Origin of the sequence: Paraburkholderia sp. UCT2 (assembly GCF_014397665.1) — a bacterium.
In the GTDB taxonomy this organism is placed as follows: Bacteria; Pseudomonadota; Gammaproteobacteria; order Burkholderiales; family Burkholderiaceae; genus Paraburkholderia; species Paraburkholderia tuberum.
In genome coordinates, this window is the sequence record NZ_VZQO01000007.1 from 39,418 (window position 1) to 60,802 (window position 21,385).

17 protein-coding genes and 1 pseudogene are annotated in these 21,385 nt (G+C 63.0%); 6 read left to right on the forward strand and 12 right to left on the reverse strand.

The window, feature by feature from the left end:
- Nucleotides 1-248: 248 nt before the first annotated feature.
- From F6X39_RS07980 to F6X39_RS07990, 3 genes are all read right to left on the reverse strand, one after another.
- Nucleotides 249-2,069, reverse strand: a complete 1,821-nt coding sequence (locus tag F6X39_RS07980) for an ABC transporter transmembrane domain-containing protein (protein WP_187616234.1) — start codon at nucleotides 2,067-2,069, stop codon at nucleotides 249-251.
- Between the two features lie 1,394 nt (nucleotides 2,070-3,463).
- Nucleotides 3,464-3,676, reverse strand: a complete 213-nt coding sequence (locus tag F6X39_RS07985) for a hypothetical protein (protein WP_187616235.1) — start codon at nucleotides 3,674-3,676, stop codon at nucleotides 3,464-3,466.
- Entirely contained in the window at nucleotides 3,673-5,136 is a 1,464-nt protein-coding gene (locus tag F6X39_RS07990; protein WP_262413633.1) for an MFS transporter, read from the reverse strand. Before F6X39_RS07990 ends, F6X39_RS07985 begins: the two co-directional genes overlap by 4 nt.
- A gap of 334 nt (nucleotides 5,137-5,470) precedes the next feature.
- Between F6X39_RS07990 and F6X39_RS07995 the strand changes: the two genes are divergently transcribed.
- Nucleotides 5,471-6,625: a helix-turn-helix transcriptional regulator gene (locus F6X39_RS07995; protein ID WP_187616237.1), complete on the forward strand. Its 1,155-nt coding sequence runs from the start codon at nucleotides 5,471-5,473 to the stop codon at nucleotides 6,623-6,625.
- 281 nt (nucleotides 6,626-6,906) lie between these two features.
- On the opposite strand, the gene F6X39_RS08000 is transcribed toward F6X39_RS07995, so the two are convergent.
- Together F6X39_RS08000 and F6X39_RS08005 are read right to left on the reverse strand one after the other, a co-directional pair.
- Complete coding sequence (locus F6X39_RS08000) at nucleotides 6,907-8,586, reverse strand: ABC-F family ATP-binding cassette domain-containing protein (RefSeq protein WP_187616238.1); 1,680 nt, start codon at nucleotides 8,584-8,586, stop codon at nucleotides 6,907-6,909.
- A gap of 264 nt (nucleotides 8,587-8,850) precedes the next feature.
- Nucleotides 8,851-9,119, reverse strand: a pseudogene (locus F6X39_RS08005) (tyrosine-type recombinase/integrase); the annotation flags it as partial.
- On the opposite strand from F6X39_RS08005, the gene F6X39_RS08010 reads away from it, so the two are divergent.
- The 5 genes from F6X39_RS08010 (at nucleotide 9,041) to F6X39_RS08030 (ending at nucleotide 13,531) form a co-directional block, all read left to right on the forward strand.
- Complete coding sequence (locus tag F6X39_RS08010) at nucleotides 9,041-9,505, forward strand: hypothetical protein (RefSeq protein ID WP_187616347.1); 465 nt, start codon at nucleotides 9,041-9,043, stop codon at nucleotides 9,503-9,505. The pseudogene F6X39_RS08005 and the gene F6X39_RS08010 overlap by 79 nt on opposite strands.
- Nucleotides 9,506-9,995: 490 nt before the next feature.
- Nucleotides 9,996-10,313 (forward strand): hypothetical protein, encoded by a 318-nt coding sequence (locus F6X39_RS08015; protein ID WP_187616239.1) that lies wholly within the window; start codon nucleotides 9,996-9,998, stop codon nucleotides 10,311-10,313.
- A 124-nt stretch (nucleotides 10,314-10,437) separates the two neighbouring features.
- Nucleotides 10,438-11,280, forward strand: coding sequence for a PadR family transcriptional regulator (locus tag F6X39_RS08020; RefSeq protein ID WP_184069014.1), 843 nt, complete (start codon nucleotides 10,438-10,440; stop codon nucleotides 11,278-11,280).
- Nucleotides 11,281-11,344: 64 nt separating this feature from the next.
- A complete protein-coding gene (locus tag F6X39_RS08025; RefSeq protein ID WP_187616240.1) occupies nucleotides 11,345-12,181 on the forward strand; it encodes a siderophore-interacting protein in 837 nt (278 codons plus the stop codon).
- Nucleotides 12,182-12,247: 66 nt separating this feature from the next.
- On the forward strand, nucleotides 12,248-13,531 hold the full coding sequence (locus F6X39_RS08030; protein ID WP_184011232.1) for an MFS transporter: 1,284 nt from the start codon (nucleotides 12,248-12,250) through the stop codon (nucleotides 13,529-13,531).
- 48 nt (nucleotides 13,532-13,579) lie between these two features.
- Here F6X39_RS08030 and F6X39_RS08035 read toward each other — a convergent pair whose 3' ends face one another.
- The 7 genes from F6X39_RS08035 to mmsB all read right to left on the reverse strand — a co-directional run bounded on the left by F6X39_RS08035 (nucleotide 13,580) and on the right by mmsB (nucleotide 21,384).
- Nucleotides 13,580-14,674 (reverse strand): AI-2E family transporter, encoded by a 1,095-nt coding sequence (locus F6X39_RS08035; protein ID WP_187616241.1) that lies wholly within the window; start codon nucleotides 14,672-14,674, stop codon nucleotides 13,580-13,582.
- A gap of 248 nt (nucleotides 14,675-14,922) precedes the next feature.
- Nucleotides 14,923-15,105, reverse strand: coding sequence for a CsbD family protein (locus F6X39_RS08040; protein WP_018425391.1), 183 nt, complete (start codon nucleotides 15,103-15,105; stop codon nucleotides 14,923-14,925).
- 179 nt (nucleotides 15,106-15,284) lie between these two features.
- Complete coding sequence (locus tag F6X39_RS08045) at nucleotides 15,285-16,562, reverse strand: hypothetical protein (protein WP_222945150.1); 1,278 nt, start codon at nucleotides 16,560-16,562, stop codon at nucleotides 15,285-15,287.
- Nucleotides 16,562-18,205 (reverse strand): hypothetical protein, encoded by a 1,644-nt coding sequence (locus tag F6X39_RS08050; protein WP_187616243.1) that lies wholly within the window; start codon nucleotides 18,203-18,205, stop codon nucleotides 16,562-16,564. The genes F6X39_RS08045 and F6X39_RS08050 overlap by 1 nt, the downstream gene beginning before the upstream one ends.
- A 307-nt stretch (nucleotides 18,206-18,512) precedes the next feature.
- A complete protein-coding gene (locus F6X39_RS08055; RefSeq protein ID WP_187616244.1) occupies nucleotides 18,513-19,673 on the reverse strand; it encodes an enoyl-CoA hydratase/isomerase family protein in 1,161 nt (386 codons plus the stop codon).
- Nucleotides 19,670-20,470, reverse strand: a complete 801-nt coding sequence (locus F6X39_RS08060; protein ID WP_187616245.1) for an enoyl-CoA hydratase — start codon at nucleotides 20,468-20,470, stop codon at nucleotides 19,670-19,672. Before F6X39_RS08060 ends, F6X39_RS08055 begins: the two co-directional genes overlap by 4 nt.
- A complete protein-coding gene (mmsB, locus tag F6X39_RS08065) occupies nucleotides 20,467-21,384 on the reverse strand; it encodes a 3-hydroxyisobutyrate dehydrogenase (protein WP_187616246.1) in 918 nt (305 codons plus the stop codon). The genes F6X39_RS08060 and mmsB overlap by 4 nt, the downstream gene beginning before the upstream one ends.
- Between the last annotated feature and the right edge of the window lies 1 nt (nucleotide 21,385).

Here is a 21,385-nt window from a genome sequence, read left to right on the forward strand (position 1 = left end):
TGCGAGGTCAAGAGACTGACGGTTGCCTCAGGGCCACCATCGTACCGTACCGTGCCGCTTCCGGTATGCGGACATATCTTCGGCGGAACGAACGCCACGCGGGGCGGGTTGTCCGATCTCAGCTTGTCTTCAGCCATTCGAGCTTTTCTCACAAATGGCCGCTGCTGGCCGCTTATTGCCTTACGCTACCGCGTCATGTCGATCCGTTGGGAGCCCTGCGGTTGCCCGTGCCGACCTGGATCGTGTCTTCACGCCGAGTCGACGCGATCGCACTCAGCGTCGCGCTGTCCCGTATGCGCAACCTGCTCGCCAAACTGCAGGGCGGCAAGCTGGGCATAGAGCGGCGAGCTCAGAAGCAAGTCGGCGTGACGGCCCTGCGCGACGATGCGGCCTTGCTCCAGCACGACGATGCGGTCCGCTTGCTGTACGGTCGCGAGGCGGTGCGCGATGACCAGCGTGGTGCGGTTCTGCGCGGCATTGTCCAGCGCCTTCTGTACGAGGCGTTCGCTGGCAGCGTCGAGCGCGCTGGTGGCCTCGTCCAGCAGCAGGACGGGCGGATTCTTCAGGATCGCGCGGGCGATCGCAATGCGTTGGCGCTGTCCGCCAGACAGCCGTACTCCGCGCTCGCCTAGAAACGTGTCGTAGCCTTGCGGCAGTTCTGCGATAAAGCCGACCGCAGCGGCCATTTCGGCAGCCCGCTGCACTTGCGGGAGTGTGGCCTCGTGCGCGCCGTAGCGGATGTTGTCGAGCACGCTGCCCGAAAAGATCACCGATTCCTGCAGCACCACCCCGATTCCCTTGCGCAACTCGACGAGCGGCACCTGCCGCGTCGGGACGCCGTTGATCAGAATGCTGCCGGCCTGCGGGTCGTAAAATCGCAGCAGCAGTTGGAACAGCGTGGTTTTGCCGGCGCCGGACGGTCCAACCAGCGCGACATGTTCGCCCGCGCGGACGTCGAGCGAGAGCCCGGCGAGTGCAGCAATGCCGGGGCGGGACGGATACGAAAAGCTAACATTGTCGAAGCGGATGCCGTCCCCGCGCGCCGGCAGCGTGACCGTCGCCTCGGCCTGCCCCACCGGCGAGCGTGCCGACAGCAGTTGCAACAACCGTTCGGTGGCGCCGGCAGCCCGCTGCAGATCGCCCCACACTTCGGCGACTGCGCCCACCGCACCGGCGGTGAACACCGCGTAGAGGATGAACTGGGACAACTGGCCGGCCGTCATCCGCCCGGCTAGCACAGCCTGCGCCCCAAGCCAGAGGACGAACACGACGGCGGCGAATACCAGCACGATAACCACGGCGGTCAACCAGGCACGCGCCCGAATGCGCTTGAGCGCGGTCTCAAAGGCCACCTCCACCGCGCCGGCAAACCGCCGCGCCTCAAAGGACTCCTGCGTGTACGACTGGACGGTCGGCATGGCATTGAGGACCTCGCCCGCGAGCGCGCTCGCGTTCGCTACCTTGTCCTGGCTGGCGCGCGAGAGGCGGCGCACGCGCCGACCGAAGACAACGATGGGAGCGACCACCACCACCAGCGTAGCGATGACGTAGCCTGACAGTACAGGGCTGGTCACTGCCAGCATCGCCACGCCACCGGTAAGCAGAAAGAAGTTGCGTAACCCCAACGACAGGCTGGTGCCCACCACCGTCTGAATCAAGGTGGTGTCGGTGGTGAGCCGCGACAGCACCTCTCCGGTCTGCGTGGTTTCGAAGAACTGCGGGCTCATCTCCAGCACGTGGTCGTAGACCGCACTTCGCAAATCGGCCGTGACCCGCTCGCCCAGCCACGACACGAGGTAGAAGCGCAGTGCCGTGGCGCCGGCCAGTACCAGCGAAACGGCGAATAACGCGAGGAAATAGCGATCGATATGCGTACGGTCACCCGCAGCAAAGCCACGGTCAATCAGGTATTTGAACGCCACCGGCAACGCCAGTGTGGCGCCCGCCGACGTCACCAGCGCCAGGAACGCGAGCGCCCAGCGCCCGGCATACGGGCGCATGAAGGGAAACAGGGCAAACAGGGGGCCTATAGTCCGCGAAGGCGGCGAAGGCGGGACAGCGTCTGGCATGAGGATTCCCGAGCGGGTAGAAGTTCATCTCGATTGTGCCAGTCCTACAGATTCGAAGGCAGCGGTCGCGTGCTTGCCGCGACTCCCCATATGTATCAAGATCAAATCGATCTTCTCAGGAATGAGCCATTGCCATGACAGACAAACCCGATCCGGACGAACTGAAAGGACCCGGTGGCTTGACGTTGCGCCAGATCCACGAACAGGTACAGAGGAGCGTCGAGCGCGACCGCGAAGAGCAGGTAAAGCGTAATACTACCGCTGCGCAACAGGGTCGATGGCAACTTTGGGTACGCTACATGTGGGCCCGCAGTGGCCGTCGCTTTGATACGAAATGCGCCGGTCGCGATTGCCGAGTCGGGAGCAAACGTTAATCGCCGAGCCGGGCCGGTCATAGCGTGTCTGCGAGCGGCACGACCCGGAGCGGTCACCCAAAATGATGGAAAGCAGACATTCAGCTATGGTCGGTCGTGAGATCGTGCACAAACGAACGTCAATTCATAGAAGACACTTGCGCAACGCTCACAGGCCCAGAGCCGGTCGGGCTGAATAGACGGTTTGGAAACGCTGTCGAAAAGAAGCAAGACGCATGTCAACGATTTCGAAGGTCTAACCTAAAAAAATCATCCGAGGCACTTTTGCAATGCGCATCCGCTCTCCACAGGGGGCCTTCCATTCAAGTCCCCCCGATGCTCCTATTTTAGCGACCAAACTTGCAGGGGTATTGGCCGTCTTGCCCCTGCTTTACGCATTGTGGCTCCAATTCACCGCGCAAACGCGTCACAGGTTCTTTGTCCACCCTAGCGCGCTCCTGATGTTCCTGTTCGTGATTACCACCCCCAACGTTCTCTTGTACGTATGCGTCAGAATTTCTGGGCAGCGGACTGCGTGGGTATGTGTAACCGCATTGTTCGTTTTCGTTGCCATCGACTGCTGGGTGTTTAGCGTTGGCGGCGGTCCGTTCGTCGCTCCTGGTCTCGGCTTGATCGAACTGATGGTTGGTGGAGTTCTACTGCCGATTGCAGTTGCCACGGGTGACCGCCGAACTGGCCTTTAGTCTCTGCGGCAAAGGGTAAGGATTGTTGACGATCTACGCGATGGTGTCGAACGTCCCGAACTGGCCGAACCCAGTCCCACGGATGGCTTGCGTGACAGGACTGAACGCGGCGTGCCGCGACGGGCCGCCCTCGACCCACTTCAGCCAAGGAGTCAGCGGCCGTTCGTCAAGGTGGTGCTGTCGGTGACTGTTGAGGCGAAACGGTGGTCATCGGCTCCCGTCCGCAAACAACGTTTAATGAGGAGTAGATGTTACTGACACAGACGCCATCACATCCTTCGCGACGATGGGCGGGGTTGCTGCAAAACGCTGGCGGTGCGGTTGCTTGCGGTGCCGGTCAAGGCTGCGTGTATGTCTGCAACGCCCGTTGCGCTGCATCCAACACATCTAGGTCCACAGCATAGTCATCTGAATGTCGGACGGTCAGCACGGCCTTGCCGGCGATCGGCATGGCTTCTGCGACCCGGTCCTGTGCGGCATTGATGGCGGTACGGTCGCTATCCGTCGCCGGATTGGCGTCCATCGCTGGGTGATACGTTAATTTGGTCATGAGGGACACTCCCAGCTACAACTTCGCCTCGGCATTCCGAATATGATCGCCGCCATTGCGAGCAGGGCCATTGTCACGTTAAACCACAGTGCAGCGGCAGCTGCGAATCGAAGCTGATCAAACCCGAGGCCAGCCAAAGATTGTGTCGGAGATACGCTATTGACCTCTGTGAGAGCCGTAAAGATGGCCGCCGATATCGCCACGCCGAACGCGGTCCCCAGCGATGACGCCATCTTGTAGATTCCTGACGCCGTTCCGGACCTCGAATCCCCGACGCTAGACAATGCGGCATCTGTGGAAGGCGTTGCGTAGATGCCTAGCCCGACGCCGAACAGAGTGAAGCCGACAAATGCGACAGTCACGTACTGCGCAACAGGCAGATGCGTGAAGGTCATGAGGAATAGACCTCCCCCCGTCGTCGCGCAGCCGAGGATCATGGGCCGACGTGGTCCGCCCCAACGTTGCTGCAACTTTTCACCGACCCGGATCATTATTAGGATGGCGACGAGATACCCCGCGGTCATCGAGCCAGACTGCAGCGATGAAAGTCCGAAAGCGTCCTGAACGAGCAATAACACGATGAGCAACGCCCCCGCGACCCCGTTCAGGAAAAAATTGGACAGCGTCGCGGCCAGGTACACGGTGTTGCCGAATAGTCGAAAATCGACGAATGGGTGACTGCAGTAACGTTCGGAGAGAACGAAAACGGCCACAGCCAATGCGAACGCGGCGGACAGAGCGAGTATGACCGGACTTAGCCACCCTAGCTCCGCCCCTTGAGCCACCACCATGTTGAAAGCCACCGTTGCAACGAGGAAGGCGCCTAATCCGGTCCAGTCGATCGGCGCTGCGCTGCACTCGACGACTTTGCTCTCAGGCGTCCCACGAATGAGCGTCCAGCTTGCGACCGCAACAACGATTGACATCCAGAAGATGGCGCGCCATCCCATCGTCGAGTCGACTACGCCGCCCAAGAGCGCACACAGGCCCGATCCTCCCCACGAGCCGATTGACCAGAAACTGAGTGCCCGTTGACGTGCCTCGCCGTCGTAATAAGCCTTCATCAGCGACAAGGTCGCCGGCATAATACACGCCGCGGATACGCCCTGAATGATGCGTCCGGCCATCAAAAAAATTGCGGTACCGCACGGGGTGGCTGCGATTAGCAACGAACCGGCGGCGCTCAGTGCGAGCCCCGCATACGTCATTCTCACACGGCCAAACCGGTCTGCAAGCCCGCCTGCGACGACAATGAAGGCCCCGGAAAACAGCGCGGTTATGCTTACGGCCATATCGCCGACACTGTTGTTGATCCTCAGCTCGGTCCTCATGGAAGGCAAAACGTTGAACGTCGTCTGAGCGAACAGCCAGAAGGTGACAACCGCGAGCACAATGCCCACGATGAGTCTATCGTTGCCCTTGTATTCGGGGTTGCCGGCCGTATTGATGGAATAGGCCAATTTTGTTCTCCTTAGTATTGATACCGGCAGGCGACATTTTCCCGTCGCGCCTTTGCACCGACATGGGGCGCCGACAGTCATATGCCGGCGCGCTTGCCCACACAAAGGCTTTGAAGCAGCATTACTGCTTCGTTCCGCTACAGGATGGTTTAAGTACCGAATTAACCGACCGTCAGCCAGGAGCCGACTGTGGTTGCGTGCTATCCCGTTCGAGCGTGCGGCATATCTCACTCGAATCGGATCCGACGGGAATATTTGCCTATACTTTCGTCCAACCTACATACGCCGAACACTCCCATTTGGGAGGGAAATCGGATGCCGGAGGGAAGTAAGCATGACGCGCGTCGAAACTATCCATCGAGCGATTCGGCACATATACGGGGCCGTGCTCGCCCCCAATGACTGGCCGACTGCGCTGACCTCGATCACGGAGGCAATCGGTGCGCAGAAGGTGATGCTAAATGAAACGATTGCCGATGCTGCCGGTTTGGCGGTTTCCATGGGGATAGTCCCCGTCAATGCGGCGCGACTTCAGCACGAGTTCGAAACCCGTCTCCCGGACTGGATCAAAGCCATACCGGTTGGCACACCGCTGCGGCAAACGTCGGCGATTTCCGATGCGGACTTCAGACGTTCGGATATTTACAACGAAGCAGTTCGCCCAGAGGGCGGCTTCTATGGAATTGTTGCGCCGCTTGTACGGCTGCCTGGACGACAGATTCATTTTTCTGTCGGGCGAAATCTGGGTGCGGTGGATTTCAGCGACGCGGATCTCGATGCGGCGAAGCTGATCGTCCCGCACCTGAGGACGGCGCTGGAGATTCAAGGCCGTCTGGCTGCCGCCGATTTGCGGGCCCAGGGTGCGCTCGACGTTGTCGCTGAGCTGAATGTCGGCGTGATCCTGCTCGACGCGGCCACGCGTCCGGTTCTCGTGAATCCCTGTGCCGAGGCACTCGCCGCCCGTAGAGACGGTTTGCTGTTGAACAGGGAAACGGTCATTGCTTCCCAGCATTCCGATACGCAGGATTTGCGTCGCGCCGTCGCGACTGCGGCCCGCTGGCACGACGTTAGCCGGGATGGTCGCGAAATGGCGATACGGCCCGCAGTGCCAATGCGTTGCTGTCTGTCGCGCCAGCCGCCACGTCCCCCGCTCATCGTCAGCGTTGTGCCTGTCTGTAGGGCCGGTATTCTGGGTGAACGGAGTCCTGCAGCGCGCGTGGTTCTTTTTGTGATGGAACCAGACAGAGCGTCCGACATTGATCCGATCGTTCTCGTCAAGACCTTCCAGCTTACCCGGCGCGAGGCTGGGCTTGCGAACCTGCTTGCGCGTGGTATGGACCTTGCGGAAGCGGCTTCGCGGCTGGGAATCGGCATCGGAACGGCAAGGGGGTATCTTAAGCAGATACTCTCCAAGACCTATACGCATAGGCAGGCCGAACTGGTTGCACTGCTCCTGCGTAGCAGTACGCAACTAACTCAATGTAGGTAACAGCCGTCTGATGTCCTCGCAGCTAGCTGATGGGTCATTGCCGTCAACGCAGCGGCCAGGGTGGACAACGACGCGACGCGCATCATCCGCCCGGAGAATGTCTGCTGTCTTGGGGCGAACCGACGTTCAACTGTCCGCGTAAAAGTACGCGCCAACGGCCGTAGGTGGCCGATATCTTGCATTGGAGCGCGCTTGTCCGCACGAATGCTGAAGACGTTGGCGAACGTCCGCGCGTCGCCCGCCATGCAACGCCCGCCGCCCGCCGCCCGCCTGGAGGTAACTCAGGCGATGACCTTCTGCTCCGCGGCAGCCTGCTCGCGCAGGCGACGGGCTTCGTCGCGCAGGAACTGCTGGTAGTCGTCCAGATCGCCGTCGAATGGCTCGACGCCACCCTTGGTGACGAGCCAGAACTCGTCACATACCGCGCGCAGCAGGGACCGGTCGTGACTGACCAGCAACACTGTGCCTTCGAATTCGTTGAGTGCCATGCCTAGCGCTTCGCGTGTGGCCAGGTCGAGGTGGTTGGTAGGCTCGTCGAGCAGCAACAGGTTGGGGCGCTGCCACACGATCATGCACAACACGAGCCGCGCCTTTTCGCCGCCGCTCATCGTGCCGACCGCCTGATGGACCATGTCACCACTGAAGTTGAAGGTGCCGAGGAAGGTGCGAAGCGATTGTTCGGTGCCACTCTGGCCGGGGGCACGCAGGTGCGCTGGCGTGTCCCTGGCAAGGCGGATCATGTGTTCCAACGGTGTGTCGAGAGGACGCAGCACGTCCAGCTCCTGCTGTGCAAAGTAGCCGATGTTCAGGCCTTTGCCTTCGCTGATTTCGCCGGCAATCGGCGCCAGTGCGTGCGCCACCGTCTTCACCAGCGTGGACTTGCCTTGGCCGTTGGCACCGAGAATGCCGATCCGCTGCCCGGCCAGCACCGAACGGTTGATGCCCCGCACGATGACCGTGGGCGGCGTGCCCGGCAGTGCGCCGGCCGGCGCGGGGTAGCCGAAGCTCGTGTCCAGCATCGACAACAGCGGGTTCGGGACGTTGAGGGGCTCCTTGAACTCGAAGGTGAACTCCGCGTCGGCAAGCACGGGTGCGATCTTCTCCATGCGTTCGAGCGCCTTGACGCGGCTCTGCGCCTGTTTCGCCTTCGAGGCCTTCGCCTTGAAACGGTCGATGAACTTCTGGAGGTGGGCGATCTTGTCCGCCTGTCTGGCCATCGCGGCCTGCTGCAACAGCAGTTGCTCGGCGCGCATCTCTTCGAACTTGCTGTAGTTGCCGCCATAACGCACGAGCTTGGCGTTGTCGACGTGCACCGTCACCTGCGTCACCGCGTCGAGGAATTCGCGATCGTGGCTGATCACTACCAGGGTTCCTTGATAGCGCTTGAGCCACGCTTCCAGCCAGACCAGCGCGTCGAGGTCGAGGTGATTGGTCGGTTCGTCGAGCAACAGCAGGTCCGACGGGCACATGAGCGCGCGCGCCAGCTGCAGTCGCATGCGCCAGCCGCCGGAGAAACTGTTGACCGGCTGGCCAAGCTGTGCAGCACTGAAGCCGAGGCCCTGGATCAGCGCCTGGGCACGTGCGGGGGCATCGTGTGCCCCGGCGTCGTGCAGGGCCATGTAGGCGTGCGCCATGCGCATGCCATCGTCGCTGGCCTCAGCGGCGGCTACTTCGGCCTGCGCGGCCAGCAGTATGGCGTCACCCTCGATGACGAAGTCGGTCGCACTCTGCTCGGTCTCCGGCATCTCCTGCGCGACCTGGCCCATCTTCCATGCAGCGGGAATCGAGAACTCGCCGCCGTCTTCGTGCAGCGTGCCGTTGAGAAGGCCGAAGAAGGATGACTTGCCGGCGCCATTGCGGCCGACAAGGCCAATCTTTTCGCCGGGGGTGAAGGTGACGGACGCGCTATCGAGTACGACATTGACGCCGCGGCGCAGCGTGACATTACGGACGGAAATCATAAGGAGCTACTTCGGAGAGGATAGGCATGATAGCCGACCGGACGTACAAGGCGGTCTCTTTCCTGGCCGAACGAGTGAAGAGCCGCTTGCGCTTTGCGGCGCCCACCGGCAACAAAGCGAGGTAGGCCATGGTGCACCGGGCGTTCCAGCTACGGAGCCAGCGAACTTAGCGGTGGATGACGGATCTTGGTCGAAAAGCGCGGTTTAGCCGTGGCGCAAGCGCGGCTGGCGGCGAGCAACCTGTCGCGCAGCCACGTCCCGATGTTAAATTTCAGTTTGCTCAGATATTTCGAGGGCATCGTCGACCTCAATCCCGAGATATCGAACAGTGCTTTCAATTTGCTGTGACCAAGCAGGAGTTGAACGGCTCTAAGATTCTTCGTCCGCTTGTAGATCAAGGTGGCCTTCGTCCGGCGCATCGTGTGCGTGCCGTAAGCGGTCGGATCAAGACCGATTGCAGCGACCCACTGATGAACCATCCTCGCGTATTGTCGCGTTGAAATGTGCGGCGAGCGAGAAAGCCGAGGAAACAATCGAGGTTAGCGCCTTTTACTTTACGGCATCAACATACGTTCAGCTTCAACAAGCCTTGATGCGAAAAGTGGCCGAGCGAGGCGTGATCGTAGAAACGCTTCCGTCCAGCAACGTGAGAATTAGCCAGTATCAGACGTTTTCTGAGCATCACTCACTGCGCTGGATGCGCGTTCCGGGGTTTGTTATGGATGGAGATCCCGAAATGATGGTATCACTGGGGTCGGACGATCCCGGGATATTTGCCGGTAATCTAGACGGAGAGTTCTACCAGCTTTACTCAGCTCTAAGAAATCAATCACTAAGTGACACGGCGTCCCTTGAGTATCTGGCGCCGCTAAACGAGCGTGGGCGTAAATATCGCTTTCACGAAGGAGGCTTGAGTTAGCGACAATTTAACCAGTCAACTGAGACGGCGAACCGGATGGATGCGGAACGACCACCTTTTGTGCCATTGCTTGCATTGCTGATGCTGCCGGTCGCCCGTCTAGCAGTCATTAAACCACTTGGAGTTGTAGTCGTATGTGCGCGTTCGCCGACGCGAGAGTCGCCGCTCCAGAGTCAGCTAGGGCGAACGGCCGCTGAGCGCCGCGCAGCGGGTTAATCAGGGGCGGTCGCTGGGCGTATGCAATGGCCGAGGCGCCAGTCTCGTCGTCAGGCAGGGCTCGAACTCTGTAGCAGCAGCGATCTCGCAGGAAACTGCCCGCGAATGTCGCCCGATTCGAGCGATGGGCTATCCACGAGCCTGGCCCGCACCTCCTTCCCGCCTTAAGAAGGCCACCGGCATGAAAGCGCATCGAAACATTCGTGGAGCGCCGCCTCCGGCGGGACGAATGCGCACCCTCATGTAGTCAGCCATACCATCTCCGAGCGCCAGCATGCATTCCGTGGCGGAGCTGGTGTGGAATGAGGATCTGGCGCTGCCGCGGATCAATGTCGACGAGGCCGACCAGTGGACGTTGCGCGTCTTCGGCAAGGGCGACAATCTCCGCATGAGCAAGAGTCCGAAAGTCATGAGTCGAAGACGTCTGCTTGATCCGAGGCACGGGATCACTTCAATCCATCCCTATTTAAGCGACCGAAAAATCGCCATTGCTTCCGCCCTACTTTCAGGCGTTCAAACCCTGCTAATCCCGGCAGAAAATGCTGCATTGCAATGCGCTTTTTGGACTTGCTGCAGACTTTGTTGTCTCTGAAAGCGGGGTTTTCGTATGCCGCAGACTTTGTTGTGCGCCGATAAGATCGCAAAAAGAGTTTGACAGACAATCTTAAGATATATATCTTAAGATGCATCTTACGACACTCATAGGAGAGTCCCAGATGCGTCATCCTCATCATTTTTCCGGTCCGCGCGGCGCGCGCGACCGTTTTCATGCCGGTTTCCGCCTTCCGTCGCCGCAGGCGAGCGAAGTCGCCGACCTGGGCGCCTCCGAAGCATGCGCTTCCTCCGGCGCCCGCCACCACTACCTGCTGCACGTTTTGCGTCACGCCTTTGGCCGCCATCACGAATGGCGCTTCGGCGGCCGTGGCTCGCGCTTCGGCGGTGGTTTCGGCGGTCCGGGCAGATACGGTGGCGGCGGCCCCGGCGGCTTCGGCGGCGACGGCGATGGTTTCCCGCGTGGCCGCAAATTCAGCTCCGACGATCTGCAACTGCTGCTGCTATCGCTGATCGAAGCGCAGCCGAGTCACGGCTACGAGTTGATCAAGGCGCTCGAAACGCGCTCGAACGGCTTCTACAGCCCGAGTCCCGGCATGGTCTATCCAGCGCTGACCTATCTCGAAGAACTCGGCTACGTCACCGTGCAGCTCGAAGGCAACCGCAAGCGCTATGAGCTGGCGGATGCGGGCCGCGAATATCTGGCCGCGAACCGCGAGCGCGTCGAGCTGATGCTCGCGCGACTCTCGCATATCGCACGCAAGATGGATTCGGTGCGCCGCGCGTTTGCCGGCGAGGAGCCGGCCGACGTCAGCGAAGGCGGCTGGGTGCCCGAGCTGAATGAAGCGCGTCGCACGCTGAAGAACGCGCTGCTGCGCCGCGACAACGCGCCGGCCGACGAACAGCGCCGCATCGCAGCGATCCTGATGCGCGCGGCCAAAGAAATCGAAGGCGGCAACCGTGGCGACATCGCAAAGCCCGGCAACGACAGCGAGCCGACCGCCTGACAACGCGCGCCCGTCCACGAGGCGACCCGCGCGTCCTCCCGAACCGAACTGGAGCATCGCCCACATGCAAGAGCAACCCACTCGCCCTGATCTCGCCGTGCATCGCGTACGGTACCCGTTGAAGTTTCGTCTGCTGCAGGTCAAGCAGGTGCGCGCGCTGACGCCGCACCTGATTCGCGTGACCTTCACCGGCGCCGATCTGGACGACTTCGTCTCAGCCTCGTTCGACGATCACATCAAGGTCTTCTTCCCCGACCCCGGCGCCGACAAACCTACGCTGCCGCAAGCCGGCCCCGACGGCCCGGTGTTCCCGGAAGGCAAGCGGCCGACCGCGCGCGATTTCACGCCGCGCCGTTTCGATCGCGACGCCCGCGAGCTCGACATCGAGTTCGCGATGCACGACGCGGGCCCCGCGGCGACGTGGGCCGCGCAGGCGCAGGCGGGCCAGTATCTGGGCGTCGGCGGCCCGCGCGGTTCGCTGGTGATTCCGACCGGCTTCGACTGGCATCTGCTGATCGGCGACGACACCGCGCTGCCCGCGATCGCGCGCCGTCTCGAAGAGTTGCCGGCCGGCACGCGCGTCGCCGCGGTGATCGAGGTCGCCGATCCGTCGGCGCGCATCGAGTTCACGACGCAGGCCGAGGTGCATCTGGTCTGGTGCTATCGCAACGAAGCCAACACGCAAAACGGCACGCGCGGCGAAGCGCTGTTGCACGCGGTGCGCGAGACCTGGCTGCCGGAGAACGGCGAAGGCTATGTGTGGGCCGCCGGCGAAGCGGCGACGATCCGCGCGGTGCGTCAGCATCTATGCGGCGAGCGCGGCGTCGACAAAACGCGGATTCGCGCGGCCAGCTACTGGAAACAGGGCGCGGTCGCGGTCCACGAAACGATCGACGACTGAGCTTCTGCTCGCGTGGCGCGCGGCATTAGCGGCGTACTTCGAACAACGACAAAAGGAAATCAACCGATGTACTCAATCACTGCACGGCACGAGCGTCGTTTGTTGTGGCTGCTCGCGCTCACGCAGTTCACGATCATCATGGACTTCATGGTCATGATGCCGCTCGGCCCGCAGATCATGAGCGCGTTCCAGATCGCGCCGGCTGCGTTCGCGACGGCCGTATCCGCGTATTCGTGGTGCTCGGGGCTGTCGGGCCTGTTCGCGGCGACCTATATCGACCGCTTCGACCGGCGCCGTCTGCTGCTCACCATTTACGCGCTGTTCGCGCTGTCGAACCTCGCGTGCGCGCTCGCGTCGAGCTTCGCGCTGCTGCTCGCCGCGCGCGCGTTCGCGGGCATCACCGGCGGCGTGCTCGGCTCCGTGATCATGGCGATCGTCGGCGACGTGATCCCGCTGCAACGGCGCGGCGCCGCGACCGGCACGATCATGACCGCGTTCTCGCTCGCGGCGATCGCCGGCGTGCCGGCCGGCGTGATGCTCGGCGCGCAGTTCGGCTGGGCGGCGCCGTTCTTCCTGCTGGTCGCGTTGTCGCTGCTGGTGTGGTTCGCGGCCTCGCAACAGGTGCCGTCGCTGGCCGCGCATCTGAGCCGCCGGCAGCCGCCGCTCGCGGAAGTACTGCCCGAGCTGTGGCGCCTGCTGAGCAACCGAAGCCATCTGAACGCGTTCGCGCTGACGTTCATGATGATGATCGCGCACATGCTGGTGATCCCGTTCATTGCGCCGATGCTGGTCGCCAATCACGGCGTCGCGCCGCGACAGCTGTCGTGGCTGTACATGGCCGGCGGCGCGGCGACCTTCTTCACGTCGCGCCTCGTCGGCAGATTCGCCGACCGCTTCGGCACGCAGCGCGTGTTTCGCTGCGCGGCGCTGCTGTCGTTCGTGCCGGTGCTGTTCATCACGCATCTGCCGAACCTGCCGTTCTACGCGCTCGTGCTGTTCTTCCCGTGCTTCCTCGTGTTGATGAACGGCCGCATGGTGCCGATGCAGGCACTGCTGACCACGGTCCCCGAGCCCGCGCGACGCGGTGCGTTCCTGAGCGCGAACAGCGCGCTGCAGGCGCTCGGCACCGGCACTGGCGCGTGGCTCGGCGGCTTGATGCTGAGCACGTCGGCTGATGGCCGCATCGCCGGGTATGGAACCGTCGGCTGGGCGGCAGTGGCGGTCGCATGCGCGGCGGTTCTGTGGGTCTCGCGCGTGAAGGGCGTGCCGCGCGAAGTGGCGGCGGCCAGCGCCGCTGGCGCGACGATGCCTCGCGCCGGCATCGAAGCTCACATCGCTGGAGAAGGTTAGCGATGCCAGCCAGCGCCTAGTGTCGCTGCGCCAACTGCGCGCCGCGCGTTACGCCTCATCGTCGGCGCTGCCCGTCAGCGCGCGCCGCGCGGCCTCGCCCTGCCCGTGCGACGCCGAGTAAAACACGCGCGCCCGGCCGATCACGATTTTCAGCGTCGCGATGACGGGCACCGCGAGAAAAATCCCAGCGACGCCGCCAAGCTGATCGCCCGCGAGCAGTCCGACGATCACCAGAAACGGACTGACCTCGACGCCTTCGCTCATCAGATACGGATTGAGCACGTAGTCCTGGAACAGCCGGTACAGCCCGATAAAAATCACCAGCCACAACAGGTGCGGATAGCCGCTGAACACGGCGACCACGAGCGTGATCGCGACCGCGGCAAGCGGCCCCGCGAACGGCACGAATTCGAGCAGCCCGGCGCTGACCGCGAGCAGAAACGCGTACGGCACGCCAAGCAGCGAGAACACGACGCCGTAGCTAAATAGCGTGGCGAGCGACAGAAACAGCAGCGCGCGCACGTACTTCGACAGCAGCACGTTCAGATCGTCGACGATCTCGTTCCACAGCACGCGATGCCGGCTGTTCAGCAACGCCAGAAACGCGTCGCGCATCCGTTCGCCGTCCTTGATCAGCAGGAAGCTCAGGATCGGAATCAGCACCAGGTAGATCAGGTTGCTCGCCGCGTGGACGACGCCGAGCCCGAGGCTGCGCGCCAACGGCACGGCGTTGTCCGAGCCGGTCTCGATCTGGCTGCGCACGAAATCGACGATCCGCTCGCGCAGCGGTTCGAGAAAATGCGGCAACGGAAAACGGTTCGGCACATCGGTGCGCAGCAGCGCGGGCAGTTGCGTGAACAGGCGCGTCGCCTGATCCTGCAATTCCACGCCGAACAGTGAGCCAACCACCGCGAGCAGCGCGACCACGACGACGAACACGACCGCGATCGACACGACGCGCGGCATGCGGCGCGGCCTCACGCGTTCGACCAGCACCACCATCGGGTACATCAGATAGCTGAAAAACACCGCGAACACGACGACGAGCACCGTCGTCGACGCGATATAGATGAGGAAAAATAGCAGCGCGAGCAGAGACGCGGTCCAGACTTTCCTGGCCGCGCCGACGTCGAATCCCAGCATGAAGCGTCCTCGAATGGGCGATGCGGCGCCGGCGCGACGAGTGCGCCGGCTGACTCCGGACCGTAACAGAAATTTACACGTTCCGTGTGTCGAACGCCGCGCCGCGAGGGCGCGACGCGGCGAGCACCGGCGGCGTGCGAGGCGCTACGCACGCGGTGCGTCATTGCACGGCTTGCGTGCCTGACTTGATGCGCCCGAAACCGGGGGGCGGGATAAATGAAGCTGCGGGTACGTGAAGTTTCGGCTCGCTAACTCTTCACACGCTCTCGTACCTCTTCGGTTTCTTCGCCGATTCTCGCCTGTATCCTGCCGGCTATTTTTTCGGCCGCTCCTTCGGCCTGTTTCGCGCGATTGCCGGTGACCTTGCCAATCGCTTCCTTGACCGAGCCCTTGAGCTCCTTCGCTGTACCTTCTACACGATTCCTGTCCATGGTGCCTTCCTGCCAGGTTTGACTGTGGAGTTGCCTGCTGGCGTTGCAACGAAACAGCCAACGTACGGCGCGACGCGCCTCGTTATGGCGCGGATCGCTTCGCCAGAGGCGATCCGCGTCGGAGCAACCTTAAAATTCCTAGCATCCGGCGTTCCCGATACCCAGTGCGCCGCGCATCGTCACCTCACCGTGACGGTGTCCTTCGCGGCGTCGTTGGCGGCATCCTTGCCGTGAGCCGGATCAGGATGATCATCTTTCGCGCCATGAAAGATATGCTTGAAAAGTTCCTTGTTCTTTGCGCCATTCAAGAGGTTTCGCAGCGCGGCCTCGTCATCGGCCGGCTTGAACGAAAGCACTCTCTTGCGGTAGCGCTCCCTGCGTTCGTCGAGCATGTAACTCGCCGGTAGCGGCAGTTCGCGGCTGCCCACGTCGAGATCGATGCCTTCGAAGGTCAGCAGCCCCGCATCGTGATTGATGAAGCACGCGGGAGGCTTGGTCCGGTCGATCACGTAGACGCACTGCTTCTGCAGATTGCCGGCGTCGGGCAGCTTGCCGCGGAAGATCTTGTCACGCAGGAACGTGCACATTTCTTCCCAGCACTCCTCGGTGGATTTTCCCGCCGCGCAGGACCGCAAAATTTCGGTCTTCAGAATGGCCTCGGGCACGGCATAGTAAATCGGATAACCCGCCCTCAGGTAAAGTTGCAGTTGCAACACTTCGTAACAGCGGCCCAACGCATGGATCGACGGCACGAGCAAAGACCGTTCATCCGACTCGTCGCCTTCGGTGGGTCCGGTCGCCGTCTGACTGCGGATCGACGGATGTTCCGGCAGCCCGGAATTCTCCGGTTCCGGCTGTCCGCCGCCCCACAGGATCAGATCGCGAAACAGGATCATCGGCAGGAACGAATGGACGATCAGATCCGTCGACGCCCTGCGTTTGGCGCGCTCGTTCGCGTCGGCTTCCACCGGCAGCGTGGGATGCCACTTGCGCGACGAGCGCACGATATCGCCGATCGCCTTCGCCACGCAGATGCCGTTCGGTAGCCCGCCCCCCTCCTCGTCGGCCCAGGTCTGCACCAGGTCCCACGGCTCGCCAATCGGCACGCCGAGAAAGTAAAGACCGAGCGACACCGCCGTCAGCAACTCGACGTAGAACTGATTCGCCTGATATGGTGCCGCAGGAATGCCCCGCATCAACTGCGAATCGGCGAGCAGCTTCTTGCCCGATCCGACCTTGCACAGCGCGCCGGCGCAGTGCTTGAGCCGGTCGACGAGACCGCGCACGTCGCGACCGGCAAGCGGCGACTGCCCGCCGACCAGATGGTGTCTGACGATCAGCGAGATCGGCGTCGTGAAGTTCGACCGGTCCGTGTTGTTCGTCGGCACCACGATGGACATCACCAGACCGCTGATGATCTCCAGGTCGGCCAGCATCGCATCGATGGAAGTAGTCATCACTCGACCTCCGCTGCTATCTCTTCGATCGACGGATCGTATTGGCCGTCGATGGCCGCCGTCTGCCTCGGCTCGGCCGTGGCGATGATCGCCACGGCATCCCGGATCAATCCCTTGCAGCGCGCGGCCAACACTCGCTTGCGAATTCCCGATGGCGCGTCTCCTTCGTTCGCCCATTCCTTGAATCCGAGTCTTTCGAGTACGTGATCCTCGTTCTGTCCGAAGGTGGCCGCGCCGTCCGCGGGTATGGCCTGATGGGCATCGGTCAGGCAGGTGCAGATGTACTCCTCGACGGTCGGGCCACGCGCCGCCAGCGTTTGAATTTCACGCTTGGCCCAGCGGGCGAGCGATACCGAGATCTCATCCATGTCGTGCGTCAGGTTGCGCACCTTGACGTCCTTGCCGCGATCGTCGCCGAGAATCTGATAGACGGTCCGGTCGACCACATGCAGCCACAGCGAAGTCTGCGCAATGCGGATCTTGTGTTCGCACACGACGTCTTTCGAGTCGGCCTCGAGCGCGCGCCGTACGTGCCACAGCACGACGTAATGCCATACGAGTCCAATGAACTTGCCGAAGAAGAGTGCCTTGTCCTGCATCGAGCCGTCGTCGAACTCGGGATATTCGAGAGGCGTCACCAGCGTCATCTTCGTGCGCGCGCCTTCCTTCAAGGTCCGATAGAGCGTCGCCGCGGGGCTGCTGCGATAGCCGTCCCAGGACTCGCGCGCCCACCATTGCTTGTCGATATCGAAGAAACGATAGATCGAAAAAATGCCTTTTTCAGACTCCTGAACGTTCGCCGCGCCGCCGTGAGCCTGGTGCGCCGCGCTCGGCTGCAAGCGCTTCCTCTCCTCTGCGCGGGACTGGTCGTGGTTCGGGTCGCGATAGGCGTCGTAAATCACGCGAAGACCATAGCGGGTTCCCATCGCGTTATCGATGCTGGCCACCTTGTCGCTGAGCTCCTTGCGGATGGTCTCGAGCACCGCTTCCTGCTCGTCGACGAGCTTGCGTTGCTGCTCGAGCGCGGAATAGTGTTCGGCGGCCACGTAAATGGCGGCGAGCGCCAAAGCGAGTACGACCGCATCGGTATAGCCCTCCCATATCTCTCCGCCGAACAGCAATACCGCCGGGACGTAGCAGAACACCGGAATGCACCAGCGCGACGCGAACCAGCTTCGCAGGATGCCGACTACACCCTTCGAGCGGGAGTCGACGTCGGGAGCGGCCTCGCCTTCCTCTTCCGCGATACGCTTCTTCTCCTCGAACTCGCGTTCCGCGATGGTCCGCGCCCGTTCTTCTTCTCCACGGCAAATGTGGACATAGAACACGAGGAACGTGAAGGCCGTGACCAGCAACGCAAGCAGCCAGCTCTCGCCCATGCTGGTTGCGCGATCCGCGTCGCTGACTTCCTTCATCACCGCGGCGATCTTTTTAACGCACTCGATGCCGGGAGGAAAGCAATCCGCATCCGGCACGCGATGCGAAAAGGTCACCACCCAGTAGATACCGCTGCCCACCAGAACCGCAATGCCGCCTAGCGCGGTGAGGACGAGCTTGTTTGCATGCGGGCCCTGCTCGACGTGGGAAGCGGGTTTGTCGCCGAAGGGTTTGGAGCGGCGATTCTCATCTGACGGCTTTTCCATACGCATTGCCTCCTGATCGATCAAGAGCACGAGAATGCGGGAAGCGGTGACGTATAAACGCACCGTGGGTCGGACGAGCGCCGTGATGAGGGCTGCGAGCAGTTTTTGCCGGTCGGGACGGAGCTGAACTATCTATCTAAGATTGCGCCCGGAAAGATGTCAATTGGCGCGCGTAGTCTGTGTACGCCAGACCACAATTGGCACCGGCGGCTGATGGGCGGGACATGCCAGGCAGACCGCAGACCTAAGGGCGGGCGCGGGTGCGCCGGGCCGCGCGCACCGCGCGGCATACGATACGCCGCGCAAGTCAGTCGCCATGCTCCGCGCCCAGCGCCGCCAGCGGATGCGCGTCGCCATGCCACGGCGAACTCAGGAAATGCCGCACGCGCTCGGGTTGCACATCGGCGAGCGTCGCCGGTGACCAGCGCGGCCGACGGTCCTTGTCGATCAGTTGCGCGCGCACGCCTTCGCGGAAATCGCCTTCCTCGATCGAGCGCTTCACGATGCCGAGCTCCATCCGGAAGCAATCGGCAAGCGTCATCTGCCGGCCGCGCAGCAGCGCTTCGCGCGTCACGTGCAGCATCGTCGGCGAATGGGCGGTCAGTGCGTCGTAGGTCGCTTGCAGCCATTGCCGCACCTCGCGCGGCGGTTCGCGTTCGAGATCCTGACGCAGTGTCGCGACGATGCGCTCGACGCCCGAACGCCGGTCGAAGTGGCGCAGGATCAGTTGCGTCAGCGCGCCGAGCGGTGCGTGCGGCACGATATTGCACGGCGGCTCGAACACGGCGCGCAGCGCGTCGATTCCGCCGTCGTGCGACATGCGCTGCAAACGTTCCTCGAAGCTCGCGAGCCAATCGGCCGGCACGCACAGGTCGGCCAGTTGCAGGCGCATCGCGTCGGCGCCCGCTAGCGTCGCGCCGGTCAGCCCGACATACAGCGCAAGCTCGGCCGGCATCACGCTCAGAAAGCGGCTCGCGCCGACGTCGGGCACGAAGCCGATGCGAGTCTCCGGCATCGCGATGCGGCTGCGTTCGGTCACGATGCGCAGCCGCGCCGCCTGGCCGAGGCCCATGCCGCCGCCCATCGCGATGCCGTCGAGCAGCGCGACCACTGGCTTCGGAAACGTGTGCAACGCGTAATCGAGCCGGTATTCGTCGACGAAGAACGCGAGCCAGCGTGGGTCGCCCTGCGTCGCGAGCCGATGTACCTCGCGCACGTCGCCGCCCGCGCAAAAGGCCTTGTCGCCAGCACCCTTCAGCACCAGCGCGACGATCCCGGCATCGGTGCGGCAATGCTCGACCAGCACCGCGAGTTCGCGCACCATCGCGTGCGACAGCGCGTTGAGCGCGGCAGGCCGGTTCAGCGTGATGATCGCCACGCGGTTGACGACGCGAAACAGCACGTCGGGTTCGGCTTGCGGGTTCGTCGCGTCGCGCATTTCGACCGCAAAGCCGTGCAAAGTGCTCATCGCTGCGTCTCCCGCGATGCACGGCTCGTCTGCCAGCGCGGCGCGCGTTTTTCGAGGAACGCGTTGACGCCCTCGCGCTGATCGGCGCCATCGAACAGATCGACGAAGCGCTCGCGTTCTAGCGCGAGCGCGGCGGCGCGCGGCACGCCATGCCGCGCCTGATGGACCAGCTCCTTGCTGAAGCTGACCGCCTGCGGGCTCAAACCGGTGACGCGCTGCGCCATGTTCAACGCGGCTTCGCGCGCGGCGCCGCGCTCCACCACTTCTTCGACGAGACCGATGCTGAGCGCGGTCGCCGCATCGACGCGCTCGCCGGTCAGAATCATCCGCTTGGCCCAGCCTTCGCCGACGAGCCACGGCAGCGTCTGCGTGCCGCAGCCGCATGGCAGCAGACCGACCGCCGTCTCGGGGAGCGCCAGCACCGCATGCTGCTCGGCGATGCGGATATCGCAGGCAAGCGCGCATTCGAGACCGCCGCCCATCGCAAAGCCGTTGAGCGCCGCGATGACGACGGGCCGCGCGTTCTGCAGCGATTCGAAGGCCGCGCCGAAACGCGCGGCCGCGGTGCGCGCGACTTCGCGATCGCCGTCGGCGAACGTGTTCAGATCGGCGCCCGCGCTGAAAAACTTCGGACCGTCGCCGGTGATCACGAGCGCGCGCACGCGCGCATCGGCGTTCAACTGCTCGACGGTGCGTTGCAATTGCAGCAGACCGTCAGGCGTGAAAGCGTTCGCGGGCGGCCGTTTCAACGTGATCAAAGCAACGGCGCCGTCATGTGCGTAATCGAGGTCGATCATTGCGTGCCTCCCAGGCCGTTACCGCCGCGCTCACGCGAGCGATACAGCTTGATCACCGCCGAAAAGTCCAGGCGCCCCGCGCCGTTCGCGCTCATCGTTTGATAAAGCTGCTGCGCGAGCGCGCCGAGATAGACCGGTTGACGCACGCCGCGCGCGGCATCGGTGGCGAGGCCGAGATCTTTCAGCATCAGGTCGGTGCCGAAGCCGCCGGTATAGCCGCGCGACGACGGCGCGGTCTCGATCACGCCTGGCATCGGGTTATACGTGTCCGAACTCCAGCAGCGCCCGGTCGACGTATTGATGATGCTACCGAGCACCTTCGTGTCGATACCGAGCGCCTCGCCGAGCGACATCGCCTCGGCGACGCCCGCCATCGAGATGCCGAGCACGAGGTTGTTGCAGATCTTCGCGACCTGGCCCGTGCCCGTGTCGCCGCAATGCACGATGTTTTTTCCCATCGCCGACAGCACTGGCTTGACCTGCTCGTACGCGCTCGCACTGCCGCCGACCATGAAGGTCAGCGTGCCCGCCGCCGCGCCGCCCGTGCCGCCCGAGACCGGTGCATCGACGAAGCTGTTGCCATGAGCCGCGGCGAGTTCGGCAAACGCTTTCACGCTGGCGGGATCGATCGTGCTCGAATCGATGATCGGCACGCCCGGCGCGATGCCGGCGAGGATGCCATCGTCCGCGACGAGCACGCTGCGCACGTGAGCCGCGGCGGGCAGCATCGTGATCACGCATTCGACGTCGCTCGCGGCGGCTTGCGGTGAGCGGGCCGGCTGCGCGCCCGCGTCGACGAGCGTGCGCACAGCTTCCGCGCTGAGGTCGAACACGTTGAGCGCGTGGCCCGCCTTCAGCAGGTTCAGCGCCATCGGCGCGCCCATATTGCCGAGTCCGATAAAGCCGATCTTCATG

Bases quoted from the DNA above. Each gene is read 5' to 3' on its own strand.
- F6X39_RS08015 (WP_187616239.1), top strand. From the start codon at position 9,996: ATGCATTCCGTGGCGGAGCTGGTGTGGAATGAGGATCTGGCGCTGCCG.
- F6X39_RS08035 (WP_187616241.1), bottom strand. From the start codon at position 14,674: ATGCTGGGATTCGACGTCGGCGCGGCCAGGAAAGTCTGGACCGCGTCT.
- F6X39_RS08000 (WP_187616238.1), bottom strand. From the start codon at position 8,586: ATGATTTCCGTCCGTAATGTCACGCTGCGCCGCGGCGTCAATGTCGTA.
- F6X39_RS08040 (WP_018425391.1), bottom strand. From the start codon at position 15,105: ATGGACAGGAATCGTGTAGAAGGTACAGCGAAGGAGCTCAAGGGCTCG.
- mmsB (WP_187616246.1), bottom strand. From the start codon at position 21,384: ATGAAGATCGGCTTTATCGGACTCGGCAATATGGGCGCGCCGATGGCG.
- F6X39_RS07985 (WP_187616235.1), bottom strand. From the start codon at position 3,676: ATGACCAAATTAACGTATCACCCAGCGATGGACGCCAATCCGGCGACG.
- F6X39_RS08055 (WP_187616244.1), bottom strand. From the start codon at position 19,673: ATGAGCACTTTGCACGGCTTTGCGGTCGAAATGCGCGACGCGACGAAC.
- F6X39_RS08025 (WP_187616240.1), top strand. From the start codon at position 11,345: ATGCAAGAGCAACCCACTCGCCCTGATCTCGCCGTGCATCGCGTACGG.
- F6X39_RS08030 (WP_184011232.1), top strand. From the start codon at position 12,248: ATGTACTCAATCACTGCACGGCACGAGCGTCGTTTGTTGTGGCTGCTC.
- F6X39_RS07980 (WP_187616234.1), bottom strand. From the start codon at position 2,069: ATGCCAGACGCTGTCCCGCCTTCGCCGCCTTCGCGGACTATAGGCCCC.
- F6X39_RS08045 (WP_222945150.1), bottom strand. From the start codon at position 16,562: ATGACTACTTCCATCGATGCGATGCTGGCCGACCTGGAGATCATCAGC.
- F6X39_RS08050 (WP_187616243.1), bottom strand. From the start codon at position 18,205: ATGGAAAAGCCGTCAGATGAGAATCGCCGCTCCAAACCCTTCGGCGAC.
- F6X39_RS07995 (WP_187616237.1), top strand. From the start codon at position 5,471: ATGACGCGCGTCGAAACTATCCATCGAGCGATTCGGCACATATACGGG.
- F6X39_RS08020 (WP_184069014.1), top strand. From the start codon at position 10,438: ATGCGTCATCCTCATCATTTTTCCGGTCCGCGCGGCGCGCGCGACCGT.
- F6X39_RS08060 (WP_187616245.1), bottom strand. From the start codon at position 20,470: ATGATCGACCTCGATTACGCACATGACGGCGCCGTTGCTTTGATCACG.